The sequence below is a fragment of the Paenibacillus sp. FSL H8-0259 genome, from assembly GCF_037963255.1.
Classification (GTDB): domain Bacteria; phylum Bacillota; class Bacilli; order Paenibacillales; family Paenibacillaceae; genus Paenibacillus_AQ; species Paenibacillus_AQ phytohabitans.
The window spans coordinates 2,614,448-2,636,997 of sequence record NZ_CP150147.1 but is presented as its reverse complement, the minus strand read 5'-3'; the positions used below and the strand labels follow the sequence as shown (position 1 = coordinate 2,636,997).

Annotated in this window: 16 protein-coding genes, 1 tRNA gene and 1 pseudogene; 9 read left to right on the top strand and 9 right to left on the bottom strand. The window is 49.7% G+C overall.

All coding sequences use genetic code 11. From position 1 onward, the window contains the following. Positions 1-4: 4 nt before the first annotated feature. Positions 5-370 (top strand): VOC family protein, encoded by a 366-nt coding sequence (locus NSU01_RS11100; protein ID WP_052421766.1) that lies wholly within the window; start codon positions 5-7, stop codon positions 368-370. A gap of 454 nt (positions 371-824) precedes the next feature. Here the strand turns inward: NSU01_RS11100 and NSU01_RS11095 are convergent. The 4 genes from NSU01_RS11095 to NSU01_RS11080 all read right to left on the bottom strand — a co-directional run bounded on the left by NSU01_RS11095 (position 825) and on the right by NSU01_RS11080 (position 5,377). Further along, positions 825-897 (bottom strand) — tRNA-Lys (locus NSU01_RS11095). A gap of 224 nt (positions 898-1,121) precedes the next feature. Further along, complete coding sequence (locus NSU01_RS11090) at positions 1,122-2,441, bottom strand: amino acid permease (protein WP_218639431.1); 1,320 nt, start codon at positions 2,439-2,441, stop codon at positions 1,122-1,124. A 252-nt stretch (positions 2,442-2,693) separates the two neighbouring features. Further along, positions 2,694-4,796 carry a serine hydrolase gene (locus NSU01_RS11085; RefSeq protein ID WP_083705165.1) on the bottom strand — a complete coding sequence of 701 codons (2,103 nt, stop codon included), beginning with the start codon at positions 4,794-4,796 and terminating at the stop codon, positions 2,694-2,696. A 161-nt stretch (positions 4,797-4,957) separates the two neighbouring features. Further along, positions 4,958-5,377, bottom strand: coding sequence for a DUF1801 domain-containing protein (locus NSU01_RS11080; RefSeq protein ID WP_076242763.1), 420 nt, complete (start codon positions 5,375-5,377; stop codon positions 4,958-4,960). A gap of 293 nt (positions 5,378-5,670) precedes the next feature. Between NSU01_RS11080 and NSU01_RS11075 the strand changes: the two genes are divergently transcribed. The 5 genes from NSU01_RS11075 (at position 5,671) to NSU01_RS11055 (ending at position 10,986) form a co-directional block, all read left to right on the top strand. Continuing rightward, positions 5,671-6,864 carry a serine hydrolase gene (locus NSU01_RS11075; RefSeq protein ID WP_076242762.1) on the top strand — a complete coding sequence of 398 codons (1,194 nt, stop codon included), beginning with the start codon at positions 5,671-5,673 and terminating at the stop codon, positions 6,862-6,864. Beyond that, positions 6,865-7,683: an ABC-2 family transporter protein gene (locus NSU01_RS11070; protein WP_076242761.1), complete on the top strand. Its 819-nt coding sequence runs from the start codon at positions 6,865-6,867 to the stop codon at positions 7,681-7,683. It abuts the gene before it with no gap. 28 nt (positions 7,684-7,711) lie between these two features. Continuing rightward, positions 7,712-8,494 (top strand): ABC-2 family transporter protein, encoded by a 783-nt coding sequence (locus NSU01_RS11065; RefSeq protein ID WP_042135468.1) that lies wholly within the window; start codon positions 7,712-7,714, stop codon positions 8,492-8,494. Next, complete coding sequence (locus tag NSU01_RS11060; RefSeq protein ID WP_042135467.1) at positions 8,491-9,486, top strand: ATP-binding cassette domain-containing protein; 996 nt, start codon at positions 8,491-8,493, stop codon at positions 9,484-9,486. The genes NSU01_RS11065 and NSU01_RS11060 overlap by 4 nt, the downstream gene beginning before the upstream one ends. Before the next feature lie 357 nt (positions 9,487-9,843). Continuing rightward, positions 9,844-10,986, top strand: coding sequence for an asparaginase (locus tag NSU01_RS11055; protein ID WP_052421764.1), 1,143 nt, complete (start codon positions 9,844-9,846; stop codon positions 10,984-10,986). Between the two features lie 80 nt (positions 10,987-11,066). On the opposite strand, the gene NSU01_RS11050 is transcribed toward NSU01_RS11055, so the two are convergent. Beyond that, positions 11,067-16,661: an Ig-like domain-containing protein gene (locus NSU01_RS11050; RefSeq protein WP_076242760.1), complete on the bottom strand. Its 5,595-nt coding sequence runs from the start codon at positions 16,659-16,661 to the stop codon at positions 11,067-11,069. A 571-nt stretch (positions 16,662-17,232) separates the two neighbouring features. Then, complete coding sequence (locus tag NSU01_RS11045; RefSeq protein ID WP_076242759.1) at positions 17,233-17,517, bottom strand: hypothetical protein; 285 nt, start codon at positions 17,515-17,517, stop codon at positions 17,233-17,235. Positions 17,518-17,641: 124 nt separating this feature from the next. Between NSU01_RS11045 and NSU01_RS11040 the strand changes: the two genes are divergently transcribed. From NSU01_RS11040 to NSU01_RS11030, 3 genes and pseudogenes are all read left to right on the top strand, one after another. After that, positions 17,642-18,205, top strand: a complete 564-nt coding sequence (locus NSU01_RS11040; protein WP_042135460.1) for a hypothetical protein — start codon at positions 17,642-17,644, stop codon at positions 18,203-18,205. 52 nt (positions 18,206-18,257) lie between these two features. Then, positions 18,258-19,586 (top strand): TerD family protein, encoded by a 1,329-nt coding sequence (locus NSU01_RS11035; RefSeq protein WP_042135457.1) that lies wholly within the window; start codon positions 18,258-18,260, stop codon positions 19,584-19,586. Between the two features lie 381 nt (positions 19,587-19,967). After that, positions 19,968-20,186 (top strand): annotated as a pseudogene (locus NSU01_RS11030) (transcriptional regulator); the annotation flags it as partial. A 339-nt stretch (positions 20,187-20,525) separates the two neighbouring features. Here the strand turns inward: NSU01_RS11030 and NSU01_RS11025 are convergent. The 3 genes from NSU01_RS11025 to NSU01_RS11015 form a co-directional block, all read right to left on the bottom strand. Further along, positions 20,526-20,981 (bottom strand): DoxX family protein, encoded by a 456-nt coding sequence (locus NSU01_RS11025; RefSeq protein WP_076242758.1) that lies wholly within the window; start codon positions 20,979-20,981, stop codon positions 20,526-20,528. Between the two features lie 20 nt (positions 20,982-21,001). Next, positions 21,002-21,595 carry a TetR/AcrR family transcriptional regulator gene (locus NSU01_RS11020; protein WP_042135453.1) on the bottom strand — a complete coding sequence of 198 codons (594 nt, stop codon included), beginning with the start codon at positions 21,593-21,595 and terminating at the stop codon, positions 21,002-21,004. Positions 21,596-21,758: 163 nt separating this feature from the next. Further along, positions 21,759-22,307 (bottom strand): GNAT family N-acetyltransferase, encoded by a 549-nt coding sequence (locus NSU01_RS11015; RefSeq protein WP_076242757.1) that lies wholly within the window; start codon positions 22,305-22,307, stop codon positions 21,759-21,761. Positions 22,308-22,550 lie beyond the last annotated feature (243 nt).

Here is a 22,550-nt window from a genome sequence, read left to right as displayed (position 1 = left end):
AAACATGAACTTGAGTATGAACTGGATTACGCTCAGAGTGCGCGATCTGGAGGCTTCCCTTGATTTCTATCACAGGATTCTGGGCCTTCCCATTGAGCGCAGATTTGAGAGCAGAGGCAGGCAAATTGTCATGCTGGGTGCAGAAGGACAACCGAAGATCGAGCTTATTCAGGGAAGTGATCCGGCGCTAAAGCCGGAGTGCGGTATTTCAGTAGGTTTCGAGGCAGGTTCACTGGACGAGGCTATGAAGGAGCTTAGTAACGAGGGAATTCCGGTAGCACGCGGACCCGTCTCGCCGAATCCGCATCTGCGGTTCTTTTACATTCTAGACCCGGACGGCTTCGAAGTACAGATTGCGGAGCATTGCTAGCTCCTGTTCTGACAAGCATGATCAAGTTTAATTTCAAGCGAATCAGCAAACTACGGTAATTGAGTATAGGCTAATGCTAATTAATGAGTCGTGCTTAGAGATCGCCGCCGTAGTTTACCCAGTACATAGAGTATTAAATGGAAAAACGTATCTTAATTTCGCTCTTTTGACTAATTTCAGGATTTTAGTTGGAGAAACGTCACTTAATTTCTCACATTCACTCTACTTTATGGCCTTTACCGCAAATTAAGTGCTGTTTATCCAACTGTTGTCCGGCGAGGGCTTCTCTATTCATCAGCAAGTGGAGAAAATCCAACTATTTCCGGCGCTGATTCAGCCCAACCCTCGCCAACGCTGCTCCCGGATGCCTTAGCCGCCTCTTCAGCGATATTCCAACTTTATTATTCACGCCTTAAACGATAAAAAAACGGCATCTCTGCCGTTTCTTGTGTGATGGACTCTCAGGGGCTCGAACCCTGGACAAATAGATTAAGAGTCTACTGCTCTACCAACTGAGCTAAGAGTCCGTATGTGTCTATGTATTCTGATCTACAAGACGATAATCTCTAAGCTGTGAACGCCCGCTCAAAAGATACTTTCATAGTATACTTAATATAACTCCCCTTGTCAACAAATAATTATATTTCCTCTTGCTCAGCCGTTAACTGCTGCAGTACAAAGCCCTGAAGCACCTTGCACTGCGCAGTTTATTTCATATTCAGCTTACCCTCGGACAATCTGTGGACTTACTCTACACACGGTTCTTCCGGATCATCACATAATAAATCGGGAGTCCGGCCAGCGTAATGCCGATCCCCACCAGCGAACGCAGCGGATCACTGATGATCGTGCTGGCCAGAATATAGATTCCGCCTGCCACGCCAAGTATCGGGGTGAACGGATAGAGCGGCACGCGGTAGCGGCCTGGTTCATACGGCATTTTCTTGCGCAGGATGAACACGCCGAACACACCCATCGTAAAGAAAATCCACAGGACAAACACCAGCAGGTCTGTCAGCGTATTGAAAGTTCCCGAGAAGATGTAGATCACCGCCAGCACACTCTGAAAAATAAGCGCATTCGCCGGGGTCTGGAACTTCGGATGAATACTGCTGAGCACCCGGGAAAATGGAATCTGCCGCTTCTCCCCCATCGCCTGCGGCACCCGCGCAGCGGTCATCAGATACCCGTTCAGCGCTCCTAATACGGAGACAATGATGCCTGCTGTAATAAAAGCTCCGCCGCCGCTGCCGAATAGCGCTTCTGCCGCATCTGCACCCGGAGTCTGGGAGGAAATAATCTGATCATAGGGCAGCGCTTTGAACACTGCAATGTTGAACAGTACATATACAGCAATTACAAATATAACGCCGATCGAAATGACTTTTGGCAGTGTTTTGGCCGGATTGTTGATTTCACCCGCCATATTGGTCACGCTGATCCAGCCGTCATACGCCCAGAGTGTGCCCAGAACCGCCGCCCCGAAGCCCGCGCCTGCCGCTGATGCACTGATTCCTCCAAAGCCGGGAGCCAGATCCGAGAACAAGCCTACGCCCACGATGCCCGCTACCGGAATCAGCTTGCCCACAGTTGCCACAGTCTGGATGATTCCGCCGAACCTTGTGGCGATGACATTTATCAGCAGAATGAAAGCCAGAATACCCACGGCCAGCAGCTTCTGCTGCCAGTGATTCAACGGCAGGAAGTAGCCGGAGTATGTGGCAAAAGCAATCGCCAGCGCGGCAACAGAAGCCGGATAGGAGATCACAGCCTGCACCCAGCCGAGCAGGTAGCCGAATACCCCGCCATACAATTCACTTAAATATGTATACAAACCTCCTGACTTCGGAATCGCGGCAGCAATTTCCGCCACGCTCAGCGCCGAAGCCAGTGTAATAATCCCCCCGGCACCCCAGGCCAGGATACTCATCCATGGAGTTCCCGCGTTATTCAGCACAATCCCGGGCTTCAGAAAGATCCCCGATCCGATAATCATCCCTACCACAAGGGCCAGGGCTTGCATGAAGGTGATACTTTTGGTTAACGGCTTCGAATTCATAATGTGATTCATTGTCCTTTCATTCTCAGGTTTTTATTTATCAAACGTCCTCCAGGCTAAATTCAACTCTGCACTCCCCTATTGCACAGGACAAATTTCTGATGAGGGTAATTAAATTCTTCCACCATTACAGAAAAATAATAGCCAGAATGGCATTGTCGCATGGAATAATAAGAAATACCATTACAAAGTTAACAGGCAATGTGAAAATTACCTGCAGCACAAAAAAAGAGCGAATGAATCGCCCCTTCTCCCTGTATGTTCTTATTGCGGAAGCAGCATGCGGAACAGCAGAGCCGCCATCTCCTGTTTGCTCAGCGCACGTAGTGAACCGTAGTCAGACATGCCGTCCGACTCCGTAACCTCCGGTCCATGCAGCTTCCAGCTAACGATTGAACGGACAGCATCGGCAGCCCACTTCGACGTACCCGGTGCAAGCCCGGCGGTAGAACCCGGTACCCTGATCCCCGTTGCTATAAGCAGGCGGTAGACGATTGCTGCCGCTTCTTCGCGCAGAATCGGACGGTCCGGCTCGAACAACCCGTTGCCGGTTCCATTCAGCATGCCAGCCTCGACCGCAGCTTGAATATCCTGTTGGTATGGTGAATTACCGGTGTCCTTGAATAAGGACGGATTCGATGACTCCGGGATGCTCCATATCGTATTAAACGTATGGATGAACGCTCCGCGGGTAACTTTTTGCTCAGGCTCAAACGGCTCCGAAAGCTCCTCTGTCAAGAAGCCCAGTGACCGCAGGCTCAGAATATAGCCGGCATACGGATGATTGGCCGGCACATCCGGAAATCCGGCTGGATTCTCCGGGAGTTTGGACGCATAGCTATATAGATTGGAGTATTTCATATAGAGGATATGGCCCTCATTATCCGCTTTGAAGGCCAGCGGATTCCCCTCCTCATCCACGAACAGCAGCTCGCCAATCTGCTTCAACTGATGACGGCTGAGCACATCACTCACCGTTAGGGTACCGTCTGCGTTTGCTTGAACTTTCGTCAGCAGCTTAATTCTTAGATCGGAGTACAAGCCCTCGAACCTGGCCAGTTCCTCCGCAGCCTGCACCTGATACCCATTCGGTTCATACGGCGATTGTCCCCCTGCATAATAGTGATTCATAAATGCGGTGAACAGATCATTACGCAAATCCTGATTGGTATTGTATGATACGAACACTCCAGTATGCCGGTCAGGCAGAATCCACAGCAAAGAGCTGTAACCTAGAATGTCTCCGCCTTTGGAGATCACCTTCTCCCCTTTCGTCCGGGCCGGGATTACAGGTGATTCAAAGCCATAGGTCGTATCCGGCAGATCGGGATGAATAACCATCCGGTAGGAAGACATCGCCTTAACCGATTCCCCGGACAGGATTACCGTACCGTCAGCAGCCTTGCCGCCATTCAGAAAAGCTTCCATGAATAGCGCCATATCAGATGCGGTTGATAACATGCTGCCTTCAGGCCACTCCGCCGGAGAGAAGCCGTATAGCGGTATAGCGCCGCCCTCCCCGTCATAGGAAGGCACGAGCCGGTATGCCAATTCAGGAGTTACACGGAAGCTGCTTGAATTCATGCCAAGCGGCTTAAACAGATGGTTCTCCACATAGCTCCCGAAGGATTCTCCGCTTACCTGCTGCACGATATAACCCTGTAGTCTGGAAGCGAAATTATCGTACATGTAAGAGGCTCCCGGCTCGCGGACCACAGGAGGAAAGACATCATAGATGCTATCCTTTAAAGAAACCGGCTTACGGGAAGTGTCGTACAGATAGCTGGCGTCGGCAGGTTCGCGTACTTCAAAACCTGTCGTATGCGTCAACAGATGTTCCACCGTTACCGGAGTATCATAAGGACTCGTTAGCGTGTAGCCGTCCAGGTATTTTTCAATATTGTCCTGAAGTGAGATCTTCCCTTGATCGGCCAGCTGCATAATGGCAGCTGCAGTGAACACCTTGGACACGGAGCCGATCCGGAACGTATCCCTGCTTGCATCTACCCCTGACTTCGCTGATTTGCCGGTTACCCCATATCCCTTCGAGATGAGGGTTTCCCCGTCCTGAACGACTGAGACCGCAGCAGCTCCGGCTTTCGCCTTAATATCCGCTCTGGCAAAAAAACCATCCAGAAACGCCTCGACTTCCTTCGCATCATGGGGGCCATTCTGTACATCTGCAGCGGATGCGCGGCTGAGTTCGGCATGCAGTTCGATAGAGGCTGGACTCACTGAAGATTCCGGCTGCTGAGCATAGGCACTTCCCACATTAACACAACCCAGTATAAGCAGAGCGCTTAGAATGCCGGACTTGATACGGGTGTTATCCCTTTTGTTATTCCTTTTGATATTACCTTGTTTCAACTGCAGCCTCTCCCTAATGTCCTTAAATTTGGAGTTCCAAAGGGCGGAGTGAAGTGTCCGTTCCAGCCAACTCCTTCATTGTAGGGGTTCGGGTAAGCACTGTCGTGCGATTCACCTGCTAATTAAGAGGTCTCATGTGACATTGCTGTCACTTGCAGGCTTCAAGCTCCGTAAGTCTCTCTTAAGAACTTCACAGATTGCTGAATGAATTCCTTCAGGACAACGGCATCAATATCGTCCAGCTTATTTACGTATATACAGGCTTTGCCCGCTGTATGCTTCCCCAGCCTCTGCAGCAGCTCTTCCCGCTGGGTATCACCCGCTGCAAAGTATAGGCTGATCTTCGCTTTTCTCGGCGAGAAGCCTACCAGCGGTGCATCCCCTTCATGCCCTGTCGCATACTTGTAGTGGTACGTTCCGAAACCAATAATGCTCGGGCCCCACATTTTCGCCGGATAACCCGTAGTTTCGCTGAAAATATCTAATAATTTATAAGCATCCTCACGTTTCCCCGGACTCTCTATTTGTTCAATAAACTGGGTGACGCTCTGCTCAGTCTCTTTCGTTTTCTGCTCGTACATAGGTGATTCACTCCTTTAATATATGTTCAACACGAACATTCCCCGCCATCCTGTCTCTCCCTGTTAATTTCCCACCACTATATCACATTCTTGTTATTCCATAACAGCAGCTCACTAAGTCAAGTTTGGTTATAAACAAACTCCCCATTGCAACATCCAATCCCTGGAATATACTTAGACGTATCGTGCCAGTAGCCATTGCCATCCTGATTGGCATGTGCTTGTCACAGTGAAAGCGCTTAGATATTTATTTGAGCCATACACGGCACTACTAAATTTTAAGGAGGCATATTATGCTGCACACTCTTGGTAATACCGACTGCTCACCGGCAGAGGTAGGTTATGACGCTTCACGAATCGGTGTTTTGCACAGCCATTTCCAGAATCTGATCGATGACAAGAAGATCCAGGCTGCCTCTTACTGCGTATCCAGATACGGCAAAACATTCATGCACGGTGCCATAGGCCCCCGCTCGTACCGTGAGGACCGGACGGAACCGCTTTTACCGGCAACGGTCCATAATATCGCATCCATTACCAAAGCCATTACCTCAGTAGCCATTGCTAAGCTTGTGGAGGACGGATTCATCCGCTTGGACATTCCTGTCGGGACGATTCTGGAGCCCTTTAACGTAGAGCCATTCAGCAAAATCGATATCTACAGCCTGCTGACCCATACCTCGGGCCTGTTTCCCGACTGTGCCGGCAGCATGATCCCCTACCATAAGTCTTACTGGCAGCTGATCGAAGAGTACTTCGACAAGTATAATCCTGAGGACGGTAAGCCCGACTGGATTTCAGCTGCACTGAGCTGCGGGGTTAATAAAAAGGTTGGCGAGGAGTGGCAATATTGCTCATTCGGCTTCTGTATCCTCGGTGAGATTATTAAGAAAATCACTGGCGTTACCGCCGAGCAGTACATAGAGGAGCAGATTCTGAAGCCGCTCGGAATGAAGGATACGATGTGGGAACCGACTCCGGAGCTGGCTGCACGCTTCATTATAAGAAACGAAAGAAAAGAAAAGCGGCTCCATGACCTGATCCATGGTACTCAGCCAGAGCTCTCTCCGGCAGAAAAGCTGTGGGAGACGGTGTCCAGTACCGGCGGAGGCCTGGTCTCTACACCCGCCGATCTTATCTTGTTCGCCAATATGCTGCTGGGCATGGGCACGCTGGGCGATACCCGGATTGTGGGCCGCAAGGCCGTCGAGAAGCTCACCACCCGCACCCTCTATGGCGTGCCCGATTACTGCTGGGGTAACAATGTCAAAGACCGGAGCTACGGGATTGGACTGGATATGAGACAAGGTCCTGCCTTCCTCTACTCTGAGGGCAGTTACTTCCATGAAGGTGCAGGTGCCTGCTGCATGGCTATCGACCCTGCAGAGCAGCTTGCTGCGGTATGGTTCGTGCCTTTCACTGACGATAACTGGTATGCGGAAGGGCTGTTCAATGTAACCAATATTATCTGGTCAGGACTGATCTAAATGAACCGCCTTAAGCATAACTGGCTTGTTTGCCGCTCGGTAGCGGAGGTGACCTATAAAGAGTGGAGTGCCTACCGCACCCATTCCCTGGTTTCCGTTATCGTCGGCCCTGTATATTTCATGGTGCAATATTTCATCTGGACAGCGGTATATGGCGGGCAAGCTACATTGGGGGGAATGGATCTCCACCAGATGATCCGCTATTTCGGGGCAACGGCGCTGATCGGTTATCTGATTATGGATTTTGCCGACTGGAACCTGTCCATGCTCGTGCGCACCGGCAAGTTTCTGACCTTTCATCTGCGGCCGGTTCATCACCGTTCCTTCGCCTTGTTCCAGAAGCTCGGGCACCGCTTCCTGGGCTTCCTGTTTGAATTTGTGCCCTGCCTTTTCATTTTTATTTTTATATTCGGAATCGATATGCGGCCGGCAAGCCTCCCGTGGACACTATTGTCTGTGCTGCTTGCCTTTCTGATGAATTTCTATGTGAACTATACGATTGGCCTGACTTCATTCTGGCTAGTGCAGTCGGGCGGAATCCGCAGCGCGTTCATGCTGGTGTCGGCTATTTTCTCAGGGGCGCTCATTCCGCTCGCCTTCTTCCCGCACTGGCTGCAGGTCATCCAGTTCTTCCTGCCGTTCCAATACATCGCCTACATGCCGGCAATGGTGTTCACCGGGTATTATTCGCTCGGCGGCCTGGAGCTGTCCATTCCGCAGGCGGTAGGACTGCAGGCCGTGGCAGTGCTGATTACTTTTGGACTTAACGAGGTTATCCGCCGCCAGGCCATGAAGCAATTCACGGCTGTCGGCGCGTGAATGCCCTGATGAAAGGACAATTCTCAACATGAAACGGTATCTGGAAGTGTATAAGCAGTGTATGTACTCCGCTGTTCAATCGGCTGCGGCCTACCGGATGAACTTCATCGTCAGCAGCCTGATCACGCTGGCCGGCAACATTCTCTTTCCGCTGGTGACCCTGCTGATCTACAGGGCAGGCACCAGCTTTCCGGGCTGGAGCCTGTATGAAGTACTGCTGATCCAGTCTGTGTTCACCATGTCCAGCGGCCTCTCCAGCCTTGTCTTCGGCGGGGTTCTCTGGACAACCATGTCGCATGTTCGCGAGGGCAGCTTCGAGGTGATTCTGCTTAAACCGCTGAACCCGCTGTTTTTCATTGTGGCCACGACATTTTCTACCGAAAGTATCGGCCTGTTCCTGGGCGGTGTGGCGCTGTTCATCTTCTCAGCCCTGCATGTAGGCGCGATTTCTGCGCTCGCTTGGCTGCAGTTCGCCGGCATGTTCATCGCCGGGACAGCTGTCCTGGCCGGATTATCTCTGATGATGGCCGCGATGTCCTTCAAATGGGTAGGCAATTCGCGAATTTCCGAGCTTGCGGACAGCGTGCTGCAGGTCGGCAAATATCCGCTGCCGATATTCCCTCAGGCTGTTCAGGCCGTAGCCACGATGATCATTCCAGTGGGAATGGTAGGCTTCCTCCCGGCGTCCGCTTTACTGGGACGGGTGCAAGCGAGCGATTTCGCGGCGATTGTGCCCTGCTTTTTATTTATGGCAGCAGCCGTATGGGTATACCGGCATATGATCAGATTGTACGAGGGGGTAGGCGGATGAAGCCGGTTATTGATGTGAAGCATTTGACCAAGACATATACAACCTATAGGCGTGGCGCAGGCATGGGGCAGACCTTCAGGAGCTTATTCCAGCGTGAAGAAGTCCTAGTTCAGGCCGTAAGCGATATCAGCTTCTCCATTGCGCAAGGTGAAATCTGCGGCATTCTGGGGCCCAACGGGGCGGGCAAATCCACCGCTATCAAAATGCTCTGCGGCGCGCTCTACCCCACAAGTGGAGAAATTCAGGTACTGGGTTATTCGCCTGCCCGGGACAGGAAGCGTTATGTCGGCCAAATCGGGGCCGTCTTCGGCCAGAAATCCCAGCTGATCTGGGATATTCCGCCGATCGACAGCTTCAACATGAACAAAGCCATCTACGGGATTACCACTAAGGATTACAACAACCGATTGGAAGAACTGACCGGGCTGCTGGATATAGCTTCTGTGATCGAAAAGCCCACCCGGGTGCTATCCCTCGGTGAACGCATGAAATGCGAATTCGTCATGGCGATGCTGCATGGACCGGACATCCTGTTTCTGGACGAGCCGACTATTGGCCTGGATGTAATCGCCAAGGTCAAGATCCGCGAATTCATCCGCCAGATGAATCAGAAACAGAATATGACCTGTATCCTGACGACCCATGATCTTGAGGACGTGGAAGAGCTTGCCCACCGGGTGATTGTCATTAACCATGGGGAGAAGGTGTTTGATGATTCGCTTCAACGGCTGAAGCTTTTCCTGGGGGAGAAGAAACAGGTTAGTTTTACTTTTGTAGAATCTGCACAGGGCACTGACTTCGACAACACCTACACCAAGGTCATCGAACGGCCGTCTGACTTTCAGATTACGCTTGAGGTGGATACAGCACGGATTTCTATCAGTGACTTCATCGAAAATATCTCCCGGAAGCACCAGTTCTCCGACATCTCCGTCAAGGAACTGCCGATCCAGCAGGTGGTCATGAATATCTATGAGAATGCGAAAGCTTAATGTACAAAAGCAGAATGGGCCGTCACAGGGATGTGATCGGCCCATTCTGTTGTATTCGGGACAACCTCTTACTTCACAGCAGCCAGCTCGGACGCCAGCTTCTCGGCCCCGTCCCGACCGCAATGAACTTTGCGAAGCCCGCTCATGACATCCACGCTGGCACCGGCAACAGGTTATCGGAGCCAAATATGCTTATCGTGTTATATATAGTAACATTGAAATTAATTTATTTAATATTTATACATGATTAATGCATAATTATTGATTTATTTTACATAAAAGTAAAAATATCATTTTGACATTTATGATTTATGTCATATATAATTACATTGAATTTAAAATAAAAGGAGGTCACTTATGAATTTTATTCACAAAAGAAGTCTACGTCTCTTCACCGCCCTACTTGTTCTCTTCACCATGTTGTCATTCCCTTCCATCACGAAGGCCGCCGAAGTCAGCGTACCCGGGAAAATTATTCCTAATGTCGTAGTGGTAGGCGTCGGCGGAACGATCACCTCCACTTCGCCTTCCAGAGAACTGTTTCAGACTTACGGCACACCCAAGGTACCGATTAATGATATTATCCAAAGATTACAGCCCGAGCTATCCAAAGTAGCTAATGTCACCAGCACTGAGCTTAGCAACATCAGTTCGGCGCAAACCACCTCCAAGGACTTATATAACCTCACGATCGCTATCGATAAGGAACTGGCCAATCCGGCTGTTAATGCAGTAGTTGTTACTACCGGCACCAACATCATGGAAGAGCTGGCCTACTGGACCGATCTCACCGTCCGCAGTCCAAAGCCCGTTATCTTCACAGGATCCATGAGACAATCCAATACTATCTCCTTCGACGGGGAAGCCAATCTGCTGAATGCTATCCGGCTGGCAGCAAGTCAAAAAACAGCCTATTATGGCACTGTTTTGATGATGAACGATGAATTTTTCGCCGCAAGAGAAGTCACCAAGACAGATGCCCTGCGTCTGGATACCTTTGACGGGGGCCGGTACGGCGCTCTGGGAACGGTAGACGAGAACCGGATTCGTGCCGTTCGTGCTCCAGCCCGCGTCAAGGATGCCGGAACGGATAAGTGGAAAACTCCATTTGATCTCAGCACGATCCAGCCAGAGGACCTGGCTAAGGTTGACGTTGTATACAGCTACACGGAAGCCTCCGCAACCCCCATCACTGCCTTGGCCGATGAAGGGGTTAAAGGGATTGTAACTGCGGGTCACGGTGCCGGCGGTATCTCCACCGCGCAGCAAGCCGCCCGCACAGCGGCAATCGAGAAGGGCGTTTTGTTCGTCAGCGCGACTCGCGCGGGCTCAGGGGCGGTATATGACACTGGAGCCAAAGGAATCATAGGCGCAGGCGACCTGCTCCCGCAGAAAGCGAGAATCCTGCTTCAGCTCGGCCTCACCTTCTCCAAGGATCAGGAACAGATCCGTCAGTGGTTCTCTTCGATCGGCATGCCGGATTTCGATATGAGCAAATAGTCGCCGGCAGTCTAAACGAATTTGCAAAAAACAGCCCTCCCCCCGTCAGAAGACGGAAGGAAGGGCTGTTTTTGTAGTGATTATTCTGCTGTGTGATCCACCGATGCCGCTTGGATATTGCTAAATGCCCAATACTGCGCAGGGACGTCGGACCATTGTGGTGCCGCGCTTGTCAGCGGCGTGATGCCCAGGGCACGGTTGACGATGGTTACGGCCTCCGCTCGGGTTAACGTTTGGTTCGGACGGAAGGTTCCATCTTCGTAACCGGTGATCATGCCCGCTTTGGCCGTCGTTTCAACGGCTGCCTGTGCCCAGTGGCCGGCAATATCGCTGAAGCTGACTGCATTCCCCTGACCGTTAGTAACCAGACGGGACAGAATGGTCGCCATTTCGGCTCTGGTGATCGTTTGGTTTGGTTTGAAGCTTCCGTCAGCGTAACCTTTCATAATACCGCTGCTGCTCACCAGATTAATTGCATTTGTTGCCCAGTGGCCGGCAGCAAGATCTGTGTATGCAACGCCGGAAGTACTGGCTGACGGGTTGAAGGTACGGGCAATGATGCTGGCAACTTCTGCACGGGTAATGCTCTTGCCCGGCTGGAAGGTGCCGTCAGCGTAACCCGTCATATAAGCCTTCACTTGTACCGCAGGATCTTGCGCAAGAACAACTGTAAATGTACTGAATTTATTGACATTAAATTGAATTCCGGACTTGCCGGTTTGGCCGAAGGGTACAATTTCGCCCTTAACCAGTTCTTTGGTGCCGTCGCTATGCTCAATGAAGACCGCCAGTGCCTTCAGCTGTTCTGCAGTTAACGAAGTGTTGTTAATCGGCAGCACCAGCGTCACCGGACGGCTCTGCAGATTGGTATCAATCGTTACCGGACGGCCTACCAGCGTCACCGCCCCACCGCCGGACAGACTTTGAACCTGTGCTTTTGCACGCGCTTCAGCATCTGCACTCTGCTGCTGCGTTTTTAAGGGTACCAGGTTGAAATAAATATCTGTACCAAACCCAACCAGAGAGCTTCCCGGCACCTTCACTTCCGCATTAACCGTGAAGATGTCCAGACTGATTTGATTATCGGCAAACGCCTTGCTTGAAGCGGCTGGAATAGTCATTCTAGTTTCCGCAACCTCATCATTGGCATCAGGAACGATGATTCTGGCAATATTGGAGCCAGCCGCCTTAAGCTCATTAATCGCTCTGAGCGCTTGATCCAATGCGAACGTAATAACATCACTTTTCACACCATTTGCATCCTTCGTACGGCTAACGACAACGGAGGATACATTGGAGCCTTGGGTTGAGCCGTTTTCAACGTTTAGATTAATGGTTTCGGTCTGCGTGCTTGGTGTTGCTACAGGTGCCGCTCCTCCGGAACCTCCAGAACCCGATGCCGGAGGATCTGTTGGCGTGACGGGTACAGGAACGGTTGAGAAGTTCCAGACGGTTTTATCCGCAATCCCCGCAAAGCTGTTCCCTGACTCATCAGTAAATGCACCCGGGTGAATCAATACATAATAGCTGCCGCCCTGCTTCAATATACCGCCTGTATTAATGCTGACGGTAGCATTCGTAACGGAGACAAGCGCCTGATTACCCGCTTTAATCGTCGTTACGATCATATCATCCGCCGCATTCACAATATCAATATTGGCATCCCCGGCTAATACATTCTCGTTAAAGGTCAATGAGAGCGCAGCGGATGTGGATACTTGGGTTGCATTGTCTGCCGGACTATAAGCTGTCACCAGCGGCGCTGCTGTATCAGGCCCGCTGGCTGTTACAAACCGCCAGGCTGTGATGCCTGCAATACCGGCAAAGCTGTTGCCTGCATTATCTCTAAATGCGCCTTCTGTAATCCGGACAAAGTAGCTTGTACCATGCTCCAGATTGTCAGCCGGATTAATAGTTACAACATTATTCTGAATCGTTACGATGTCTGATGCGACGGGAATCGTCACTATCGGATGAATCTCATCTGTACTTTTGAAAATCTCAATGCTGCCTTCCGCTTTCTTTACATTCTCGCTGAAGGTAAGAACCAGATTAGCGCCAAGTGCTACTTCCGTTGCCCAAGGCTCCGGTGAATACGTGCTCACCGTTGGTGAGGTTCTATCTGGTACACCGGTTGTTGTAAAGTTCCATACTCCGCTGTCGTTGATGCCAGCATAGCTGTTGCCTGAAGTATCTTTGAACGTCCCGGTTCCAATCCGTACATAGTAACTTGTACTATACTTCAGATCGTCAGCCGGATTAATCGTCACTACATGATTCTGGGTGGTTACATTTCCGGAAGCAGCGGGAATTGTAGCTACCGGTGCATTATTGGCACTATTGTAGATCACAATGTTGCCTTCTCCCGCCGTTACATTCTCGCTGAAGGTAAGGATAAGATTGGCATCAATCCCCACTTCCGTTGCCCCAGGCTCAGGTGAAAACACGGTTACTGTTGGCGATGTCGTATCTGGTGCAGCAGCTGTTGTAAACTGCCAGGTTGTGCTGTCAGAGATGCCTGCAAAGTAGTTGCCCGCTGTATCTGTGAATGCATCGTCCGTGATCTGAACAAAGTAACTGGTACCATACTCCAGATTGTCAGCCGGATTAACCGTCACTACATCATTCAGGATGGTCAGGTCACTGGCGGAAATCGTAGCTACCGCCTTGTCAGACGCACTGTTGTAGATCACAATGCTGCCTTCACCCGCCGATACATTCTCGCTGAAAGTAAGCACAAGATTGGTCTCAACCCCTACACCTGTTGCACCGTTAGCAGGTAAATACGCGCTTATGGTTGGTGCAGCCGTATCCGGTTCACCGGTTGTTGTAAACCGCCAGGTTGTGCTGTTCGCGATGCCGGCATAATTGTTGCCGGCCGTATCTTTGAATGCCCCGGACCCGATCTTCACAAAGTAGCTTGTGCTGTAGTCCAGCTTATCCTCCGGATTGATCGTTACCACGTTGCCTTGGACCGTTACAATTTCGGAAGTGACAGGAATGGTCACAGCCGGGGTAATGCTATTCGCACTGTTATAAATCTCAATGCTTCCTTCACCTTTCGTTACATTCTCACTGAAGGTAAGGGTCAGGTTCGCGCCAGTGGCAACCTCCGTTGCTCTATCCTCAGGCGAATAAGAGCTCACCACCGGTGGTGTAGTATCCGGCGCCTCTTCTGTTGTAAACTGCCAGGTCCCGCTGTCCGTAATTCCGGCATAATAGTTGCCTGCCGGATCAATGAATGAACCAGCTCCAATATTCACAAAGTAGCTTGTATTGTATTTCAACGGGAAAAACGGATCAATAGTAATCACGCTGCCATCGATCGCTACGTTATTAGAAGAGATCGGAATAATCTGCACCGGTACATCGCTATCCGTACTTTCGTAAATCTCAATGTTGCCGCTCTCCTTCGTTACATCCTCGCTGAATGTAAGCGTCAGATCCGCGTCAATGGCTACTCCCGTTTCTCCCTTATCAGGAGAATAAGCAGTTACAATTGGAGCTGTTTCATCCAGCACGGCTACTGTCGTAAAGCTCCAGGCATCACCTTCAATCGCTACATTCCCAATTTCACTCTCGTTGTAGAACGTATCGCTGTCAATTGTGACTGCATATTTAGTCCCTTTATCCAAATCCTTTTCCGGATTAACCGTTACAGTATTATTCTGTACGGTTACCCTGATGCTGTCGTCCACCGGGATGGTTTCAACCGGAGCTGACAGATCCGAAGCTTTGTAAATGTTAATATTTCCACTGGCTGCTGTCACCTTCTGATTGAAAGTCAGAACCAGCTCAGCATCGGTTGGTATATCTTTCTCAGCATTCTCTGGAGACTGACTTATAACCCGCGGAATGTTGAGAACCGGATAGGACACAATCATCACGCCGGGGTCACCGACTGCGATAAAACGATCTTGCCCGGCAATAAACCCGATGCCGTTAAGTTTTTTAGTCGTGCCTGTAGTCTCAGGGTGCCAAGTCTGGCTTGGATCAGCGGTGTAGTAGACATTCCCGCTGTCTCCCGCTGCCATAAATACGCCGCTTCCGGATGCAACTCCATTCAGATTCACTTGGCCGTCAATGGTTCTGGCCGACCATCTTGAGCTATCCGCAGAGATTACGACCGTTCCGGACGCGCCGACCGCCACGAATAAACCGCTGCCGTAGCTGATGCCGTTCAACAATTTACCGTTCGTTTTGGAATCTTCCGATTTCCACTCCGCTCCATTGGAAGAAGTTACGATGGTACCGCCAGCACCTACAGCCACGTATTTGCCGTTGCCATAGGTAACAGCATTTAAGTGATTCACGGTCTTACTGTCGGAGATCCTCGCCCAGTTGACTCCGTCTGAAGACACTACAATTTTCCCGCTATTGCCTACTGCAACAAAAAGGCCGCTGCCGTAAACAATACTATTAAGTGTAATAGCGTCCACTGAGGTTCCGGCTGTCCAACTAGTACCTTTGTTGCTGGAGGTCAGGATTTGGCCGTTCGAGCCGACCGTTACGAACTTGCTGTTGCCATAAGCAATGCCGTTAATAGCATTAGTAGTGCCGCTAGCAACCTTCGACCAGACCTTACCGTCGGTGGAAGTGCCGATCAATCCATCCGTACCAACGGTAATATAGGTATTATTGGCGTAGGTTACCGTCTTCAGTGCACTGGAGGTGGGGGAGCTGAATTTTTCCCAGCTGCTCGTTCCGCCAGTACTTGCTGTCGCGAAAAATACAGTACCCTCTGAGCTAACTATAAAATAACCAAAATCGGTAGCCTTGATTTTCATCAGATTATCCGTAGCTCCGGCTACTGAAACTGAACTGCTCCAACCGCTCGTTCCGGTGGCTGAATATATCAGTTTGCCTGCATCGCCGGCAATGAAAAATCTGTTGTTTCTGTAAGATACACTATTGAAATCCGACTTAATGCTATTCGTTCCCTTTGTCCATGTGCCCAAAGCGTTCGGGGCGCTTAGGATCTCACCTGCAGCTCCGGCCGCAACAAATACATTGCCGCCATAGCTGATGCCGTTCAAATCATTAGTAGAACCGGAAGTCTGCGGCGTCCAGGCCAGCCCATCCGAAGAGTTAATAATTTTCCCGCCATCGCCAACAGCTACAAACTTGCTGTCACCATAAGCAATAGCGTTCAGATTCACACTAACGCCTGAGGTTGAAGCAGCCCAAGTGACGCCGCCATCGCTAGACGTAATTATTTTGCCTGAATCGCCGACTGCGACTAATCTGCTGCCGCTGTAAACAACTGCATTCAAGTTTTCAGATATATTTTCAGATATGCCTGTAGTCTGAGTGGTCCAGGAAGCACCATCTGTTGACGTTATGACGGTTCCCTTGTCGCCTACAGCAACAAATTTGGCGTTAGCCCCTGAGCCTATATTTATAATATCGTTCAAGTCATTAACTACCCCTGAATTACGGATCGCCCAGGTCGTGTAGTTGCTGAACGTACCCACGCTTCCTCCTTCACCTACCACAACGACTGTATTTGCGCCTATAGTTACTCCCATTACTTTGTTGCCGCTTGGCAGCGGGCTTAGGTTCTCCCAGCTTACCGGAGCTGTATTCTCCGTACCTGCAGATGCGGGCAATGCTCCTGTCACAAATAAACTGATTACGAGTAACAACGAGAAATACTTCTTCAATCCCCTGCTCATTAACAATGTATCGCTCCCCCTTATTCATTCATCATTTTCCGTCCGCTGTATAGCAAGCTTTGCTGCAGTTTGTATACGCTCCCTTAGCTCCCGCATTCTCCCTTCATCTTGCTTATCCGCGGACAAAAAACAATTAAATCTAACTAGAAATTTTCATATCTGCGGTCCATTCTATCAGACAGCTCTAAACAAACTCTTAACAATTCTCGACAAAAAACGCCTCACCAGGTCCTACATGGGGGAAATCTCTCGAAAAAGCGAAAAAAAACTCTCCTCCCCGAAAAAAATGTCTAAAACAAAAAAACGCAAGGAGCTTTCGCTCACATGCGCTTCAGGAACATTTGTATTCTCCGTATACCTAACTCTGATGATCATGTTCGGCATGTTCATTATTGCATTGCTCAACTACCTCAAAAAGAAATAGACCGCCTTAGTCCAAAGGATGCGGTCTATTTCTGCCCGTAGCACCTAAAAGCCTCCGCCCTTAAAAGCGGCTATTGCTCAGAGAGTCGTGTTGACGTGTTCAGTACAAAACCTACAATGAGGATTTCGCGGACTACATGCCGGCAGGTTATTCATCTTCGTCCTTATATTCTTCTTCGTCTCCGAAATTCGTCTTCTCACCGATATCGGCAAACAGCTCGTAGCCATTTTCAGAGCGTGTCCAGTTTTTGATATTATCATAGAATCCAAAGGCGTGATCCAGATCAAAATCAAAGCCTTCAATCGAAATTTCCGCCAGAGCATACAATGAGTCTTCGGCAGCAATGACTATATTACGGAAAGGCCGTCCACGAACCGCACCGTTCCTGTCGCTTAAAGTTATTTTAAAGGCTATGCCTTCATTATTCTTCATCGTTCATCACCACACTACTAAACTACTAAATCTGATATAAATAATCAACCGTGCTCTCCCAAGATTCCCCATCTTCTGCTATGCTAATAGAAATCCCAATAAGAAGCAGGAGGCACGAACTTGAATGGATGCATTTCAATATGAGCTTACTTCAGAGACTACGATTAATCTGAAATATGAGTATGGAGGCGAGTACTTCACGTTCAGCCTGTACCGGGATGACAGAGGCTGGGTGCTTCACCCCTTTGACGGCATTCTGCTGAGGAATCCGGCAATGTGCTCTCTTGTCGCCCAAGAGCTGTTCAAGCACAAGCCTTTCCAGGTCATGCTGGCAAAAGAGGGAATTCTTTTCACCGATATACGTTCCACTGTTAACCTCGATAATGTGAACACTCCGGTTGCCGCGCGCAATGAGCGGGAGTCCTACGATAACCCGGCTGATGACCTTATGGAATTTGTTCAGCAGCACTCGGTGGAAGAGGTCATTGATTACGAATGTAGTCTCGTCGAGAACCGCATCTCCTTTTATAGAGAAATCCTGCAGCGGATGTTCATGGACAATCTGGGCCCCTCTGATCCGGAATTCCAAAAGGTGCAGGATATTGTACGTATCTACGAACATTCTTTAGATAAGCTATCCAGTCTGAATGGTCCGAACCTCGATGCCGGAAGACGCGGCAGATTCTAAGCTCCTTCACGTATTCATTCAATTCTACTAATCTTATGAAAGGCTGGTTCCAATGACCGCTCAGCTGATAAAGGGACAAAAATGCAACTTAACAAAAGATACGCCTCTCCTTACCCGTATCATCGTCGGAATGGGCTGGCACAATACGGGCTCTGCGGTTGAGGTTGATTTTTCCGCCTTTTTGCTTACGCCATCCCAGAGCGTCTCAAAAGATGAGGACCTAATTTTTTATGGCAACCCTTCTACTCCGGACCAATCTGTATGTGTATTGCAGTCTGATAAAAAAGCCTACGCAGGGTTAACCGATAACACACAAATCGCTGTCAGTCTCAGTCAGATTCCTGCAGAATACGAGCGGATTGCATTTGCACTAACGATCTATGAGGCGGAGAAGCGGCAGCACAGCTTCTCGCTGCTGGACGATGCATATTTACGGATCATCAATGCTGCTGATGGAACTGAGCTTCTCCGCTACAGGCTGGGTAAAGCGTTCACTGTAGAGACCGCGATTGTCGCCGGAGAAATCTACAGATACCAGAATGAATGGAAATTCAGCGCAGTGGGTTCCGGATATGCAGGCGGTTTAGCTGCCCTATGCCAAAGTTATGGGATTCGGGTCAATGACATTCTGCCGTCTGTTCAGAACGCCAGCCGGGTCGTTCAGCCGCAGCAGTCTCCCCTTATTCTCCCTGAGCTGAGGTCACGGCCTAAACCGGCGGGTAATTTGCCTCCTTCTTCACCAGCTTCACCTCCAGCATCGCCAGCAGCACCGCCAGCCCCTCCATTAAATCCGGGTACCCTCCTGCTCAAGAAACGCGGGGAGCGGATCAATCTGCAGAAAGGGGCAGGATCACTAGGCGAGATTCTGATTAACCTGAACTGGGTGCAGACCCAATCATCCGGCTGGTTCGGCAGCAAAGGTATCGATCTTGATCTCGGTTGTCTGTTTGAATTAAAAAACGGGCTTAAGGGCTCTGTCCAGGCACTCGGTGAGTCCTTCGGCAGCTTGAACAGGCCGCCCTACATTTCCCTGGACGGGGATGACCGCACCGGATCGATCGCCACAGGTGAGAATCTGCGGATTAACGGCCATTATCTTTCCGAGATCAGCCGGATTGTTGTCTTTGCCTTTATCTATGAGGGAATCACGAACTGGTCGCAGGCTGACGCCCGTGTGACTATCAGGCAGCAGAACGGGCCTGAGATCGAGGTCCGGCTGGATGAGCATAACAATAATAAGGGAATGTGTGCCATCGCCATGATTCGTAATCAGCAGGACGAGACCTTCAGCGTGGAGCGGCTCGTAGAATATTTCGCCGGACACGAGGAATTAGATCAGCACTATAACTGGAATCTGAGATGGGAAGCCGGGAGCAAATAGAGGGGCTCGGTTGCGGACCAGAGAGTTCTTATTTCCTTGAGAAACCCTGTTTCGTATTTCTTACGGACACAGATGTACTTATTTGCAGATATTCGGGTGAAATATTGCCAGATGCCATGGGATAAGTACCGTATGGTCCGTTAGCTCGGCAAAATATGCTGATTATCAAAAAGGCAATTCGATAATTCAGCTTACTACACACTCCTACGAAATAAATTGAATTCACTTTTCACTTCGCGTTATAATAGAAGACATAGGTTTTGAAGCACACGCCGCTTTTAATGCTCTCCCCCATCCGAGACTGATTTAAGGAAGAGGTGAGTATTAAGGCGGCTTTTTGGCGAGGGAAAATAGCGCTCAAGGAGGAGCACCGCGAAAAACAATCTTGAGAATGAAAGTAACCACTGGCGAAAGGAGTTACTCGGTAAAGGATTAGGCCATGGAACCGTTGAGTTCCTCCGCACAGTATGGTTTCCGGCAATCGGGAATCTGGATCATTTGTTTCCGGAATGGGAAGTGCGCGACTTCAATAACGGGTACCGACATTTGGATTTGGCTTATATGCCTGGAGGTATAAAGGGCGGAATTGAGATTCAGGGCTAAGGACCTCATGCCAGAGATCTTGATGTTAGATTGGATATCGCAAGCGGCGGGCAGCAGCGTAATCGTGCCTATAAGCTAAGAGTTTAACTAAGTAACAGGGGTGGGCAGCATGCTAAATTGCCTGATAATTTGATCTGTTCTTATAACGATCTTTAGGGGAGGAATGGTTGCCTGGCGTCAAAACTAGGGAATGGTTTATAAATAATAGTGTTGTATGCAACAACAAATGGCACTATGTCGCTCCGGTCGTGGCAGGTAGAGGCGTGTGAGTGGGCGGGCAAGAGGTGCAGCAGCTTAATTTGTTGCTTGTAGCGGATGGCTGAGTGTTCCCCCCCGCTAACCGGGTAGATAGAACACTGGGGAGGCAAGCAGTACTGCAGTGATAAATATGATCTGAATTCCTATGCGCACCGGCAATTTCGGCACAGGCTTGCCGCCGGTTGTCAACTTGTTGCGGGCGGCATAGATATTGGCGGGGAGCATTGCGATAAGAAGCAAAACGAGGCACACTGAAGCAGCTGGTGAGAAAGCGGGCAGAAGGATACCGATAGCTCCGGCAATTTCCAAGATCCCGGTAACCGTCACAATCCATTCTTTCTGCGGAAAAGCAGGCGGCACCATTCCTACCAAATCAGACCGCCGCCGCCCCCAATGAGCAGAAGCACCCATTAGGAGCATTATGGATACTGCCCATTGAATGGAGGTATGCCAGTCATTCCAATAAGTCACGCCCAGGAAACCAACCACCCGAAACAGCAAAAAGGATAAGATGAGCGTTATAAAAGGAACCATTTCATAATCCTCCCTTAACTTTATTTTTTTAGAATTCCTGCCATAAAGTCCGATACCTCTTTCGCTGCAACAGACTTAGATGATGGGCGCAGGGATGCCCGCACACGCAGACCCAGTGACAGCAGTACGAACAATTCCGCCGTCTCATCAGGGTTCACGTTTTCTTTGATCACCCCGTGCCTTTGACCCGTTGTAATCCACTGCCTGGAGACTGATACCGACCGCTCATGAAAATGCGCAAGGACTTCCGCTACCGCCGGTTCATTCTCCTTGCCCAGCAAGTATAGAAGAACCTTATTGGTCGCTTCATGGCTGTCTTCCAATCCTGCAAGGCTCCTGGAGATGGCCAGCATCGGCCCGTCGAATGTTTTGTTAAGGCCGCCTGCCACTTCTTCCTCAAAACGTTCATTCACAGCTTCAAGCCGCTCCTCCAGCACCCAGGCAAAAATCTCATCCTTACTTTTTACATAATGGAATATTGCACCCTTCGATAATTGCGATTGCTCCATGATGTCCTTTAAGGTGATCGCATGGCAGCTTTTATCCCGCAACAATTCCTTGGTTGCATCCAGTAGTTGCCGGATGGTCTGCTTCCGGCGATCTGAGTTCTTCATGGCGATTCTCCTCCTTCGTTCTGCTTTGACTTTAATTTATCATGATTATACATACCGACCATCGGTTTGTAAATAGAAAAGGGGGCTCAGATACCCGAGACAAATAAAAAAGAACAGCAGCTCTGCCGTTCTTGGGGATAATCAAGCCATTCTACTCTCAGGCCTAATCTGTATATCTCGCCATTATATATGTACTGTAATATTTGCCGTCTGACAGGATACGGTCCTTCTTCAGTATCCCTTCAACTTCAAAACCAAGGCTTTGGTACAAGCGGATAGCCTTCTCATTGGTTTCCAGAACGCCGCTTAGAATGATTTTGGTTATTCCGTTTGCGTCAGCCCAGGAAATGGACGCCTGCAGAAGGTTTTTACCTACTCCGAAGCCCCAATATTGTTTCAAGACTCCTACCCCAAATTCCACCTTGTGCTTAAACCGCTGAAGATCATGTCCTTCACACCGGGAATAGCCAATGATTCTGCCGTCCGCTTCCGCAACCAGACATATATTCCGCGGATGGTTCGTATCCCTCTCAATAATTGTTTCAAATCCGGCTTCATCAATAAAAGCTTCTCCCGGCACCCGGTCCATATGCTCGGTCTCCCCGTCAAGCTGAAGCCTTACCCCGGACAGAGACTTCGCATCTGCCTTAACTGCTGAACGGATCGTGTAGTTTAAACCTTTGACAAGGTATTCCTGATTATCAATGATCATGGAATTACTCCCTTCTTAAAGAATCATTGACTAGCCGCGAAGAGTACACTGCGTGGAAACTATCCTTGAGTAAAGGCTGGTGCACCCCAGCCCCTCTTCATCAAATCGCAATTTGAAAATGAATCGGCTATCCAATCGTGATCTATTCGTTAGTAATTTGTATCGTTTCATCGGTGATTGTTCTTCCATCGCTCCCTAATGCTTGGATGGCAATTCGATGATTAATGACATCCCAGATATATT

What these genes read in the sequence shown, in the direction of transcription:
- NSU01_RS11100 (WP_052421766.1), top strand. Translation starts at nt 5, where the DNA reads ATGAACTTGAGTATGAACTGGATTACGCTCAGAGTGCGCGATCTGGAG.
- NSU01_RS11090 (WP_218639431.1), bottom strand. Translation starts at nt 2,441, where the DNA reads ATGAATCACATTATGAATTCGAAGCCGTTAACCAAAAGTATCACCTTC.
- NSU01_RS11080 (WP_076242763.1), bottom strand. Translation starts at nt 5,377, where the DNA reads ATGTACGAGCAGAAAACGAAAGAGACTGAGCAGAGCGTCACCCAGTTT.
- NSU01_RS11075 (WP_076242762.1), top strand. Translation starts at nt 5,671, where the DNA reads ATGCTGCACACTCTTGGTAATACCGACTGCTCACCGGCAGAGGTAGGT.
- NSU01_RS11070 (WP_076242761.1), top strand. Translation starts at nt 6,865, where the DNA reads ATGAACCGCCTTAAGCATAACTGGCTTGTTTGCCGCTCGGTAGCGGAG.
- NSU01_RS11065 (WP_042135468.1), top strand. Translation starts at nt 7,712, where the DNA reads ATGAAACGGTATCTGGAAGTGTATAAGCAGTGTATGTACTCCGCTGTT.
- NSU01_RS11060 (WP_042135467.1), top strand. Translation starts at nt 8,491, where the DNA reads ATGAAGCCGGTTATTGATGTGAAGCATTTGACCAAGACATATACAACC.
- NSU01_RS11055 (WP_052421764.1), top strand. Translation starts at nt 9,844, where the DNA reads ATGAATTTTATTCACAAAAGAAGTCTACGTCTCTTCACCGCCCTACTT.
- NSU01_RS11050 (WP_076242760.1), bottom strand. Translation starts at nt 16,661, where the DNA reads ATGAGCAGGGGATTGAAGAAGTATTTCTCGTTGTTACTCGTAATCAGT.
- NSU01_RS11045 (WP_076242759.1), bottom strand. Translation starts at nt 17,517, where the DNA reads ATGAAGAATAATGAAGGCATAGCCTTTAAAATAACTTTAAGCGACAGG.
- NSU01_RS11040 (WP_042135460.1), top strand. Translation starts at nt 17,642, where the DNA reads ATGGATGCATTTCAATATGAGCTTACTTCAGAGACTACGATTAATCTG.
- NSU01_RS11035 (WP_042135457.1), top strand. Translation starts at nt 18,258, where the DNA reads ATGACCGCTCAGCTGATAAAGGGACAAAAATGCAACTTAACAAAAGAT.
- NSU01_RS11025 (WP_076242758.1), bottom strand. Translation starts at nt 20,981, where the DNA reads ATGGTTCCTTTTATAACGCTCATCTTATCCTTTTTGCTGTTTCGGGTG.
- NSU01_RS11020 (WP_042135453.1), bottom strand. Translation starts at nt 21,595, where the DNA reads ATGAAGAACTCAGATCGCCGGAAGCAGACCATCCGGCAACTACTGGAT.
- NSU01_RS11015 (WP_076242757.1), bottom strand. Translation starts at nt 22,307, where the DNA reads ATGATCATTGATAATCAGGAATACCTTGTCAAAGGTTTAAACTACACG.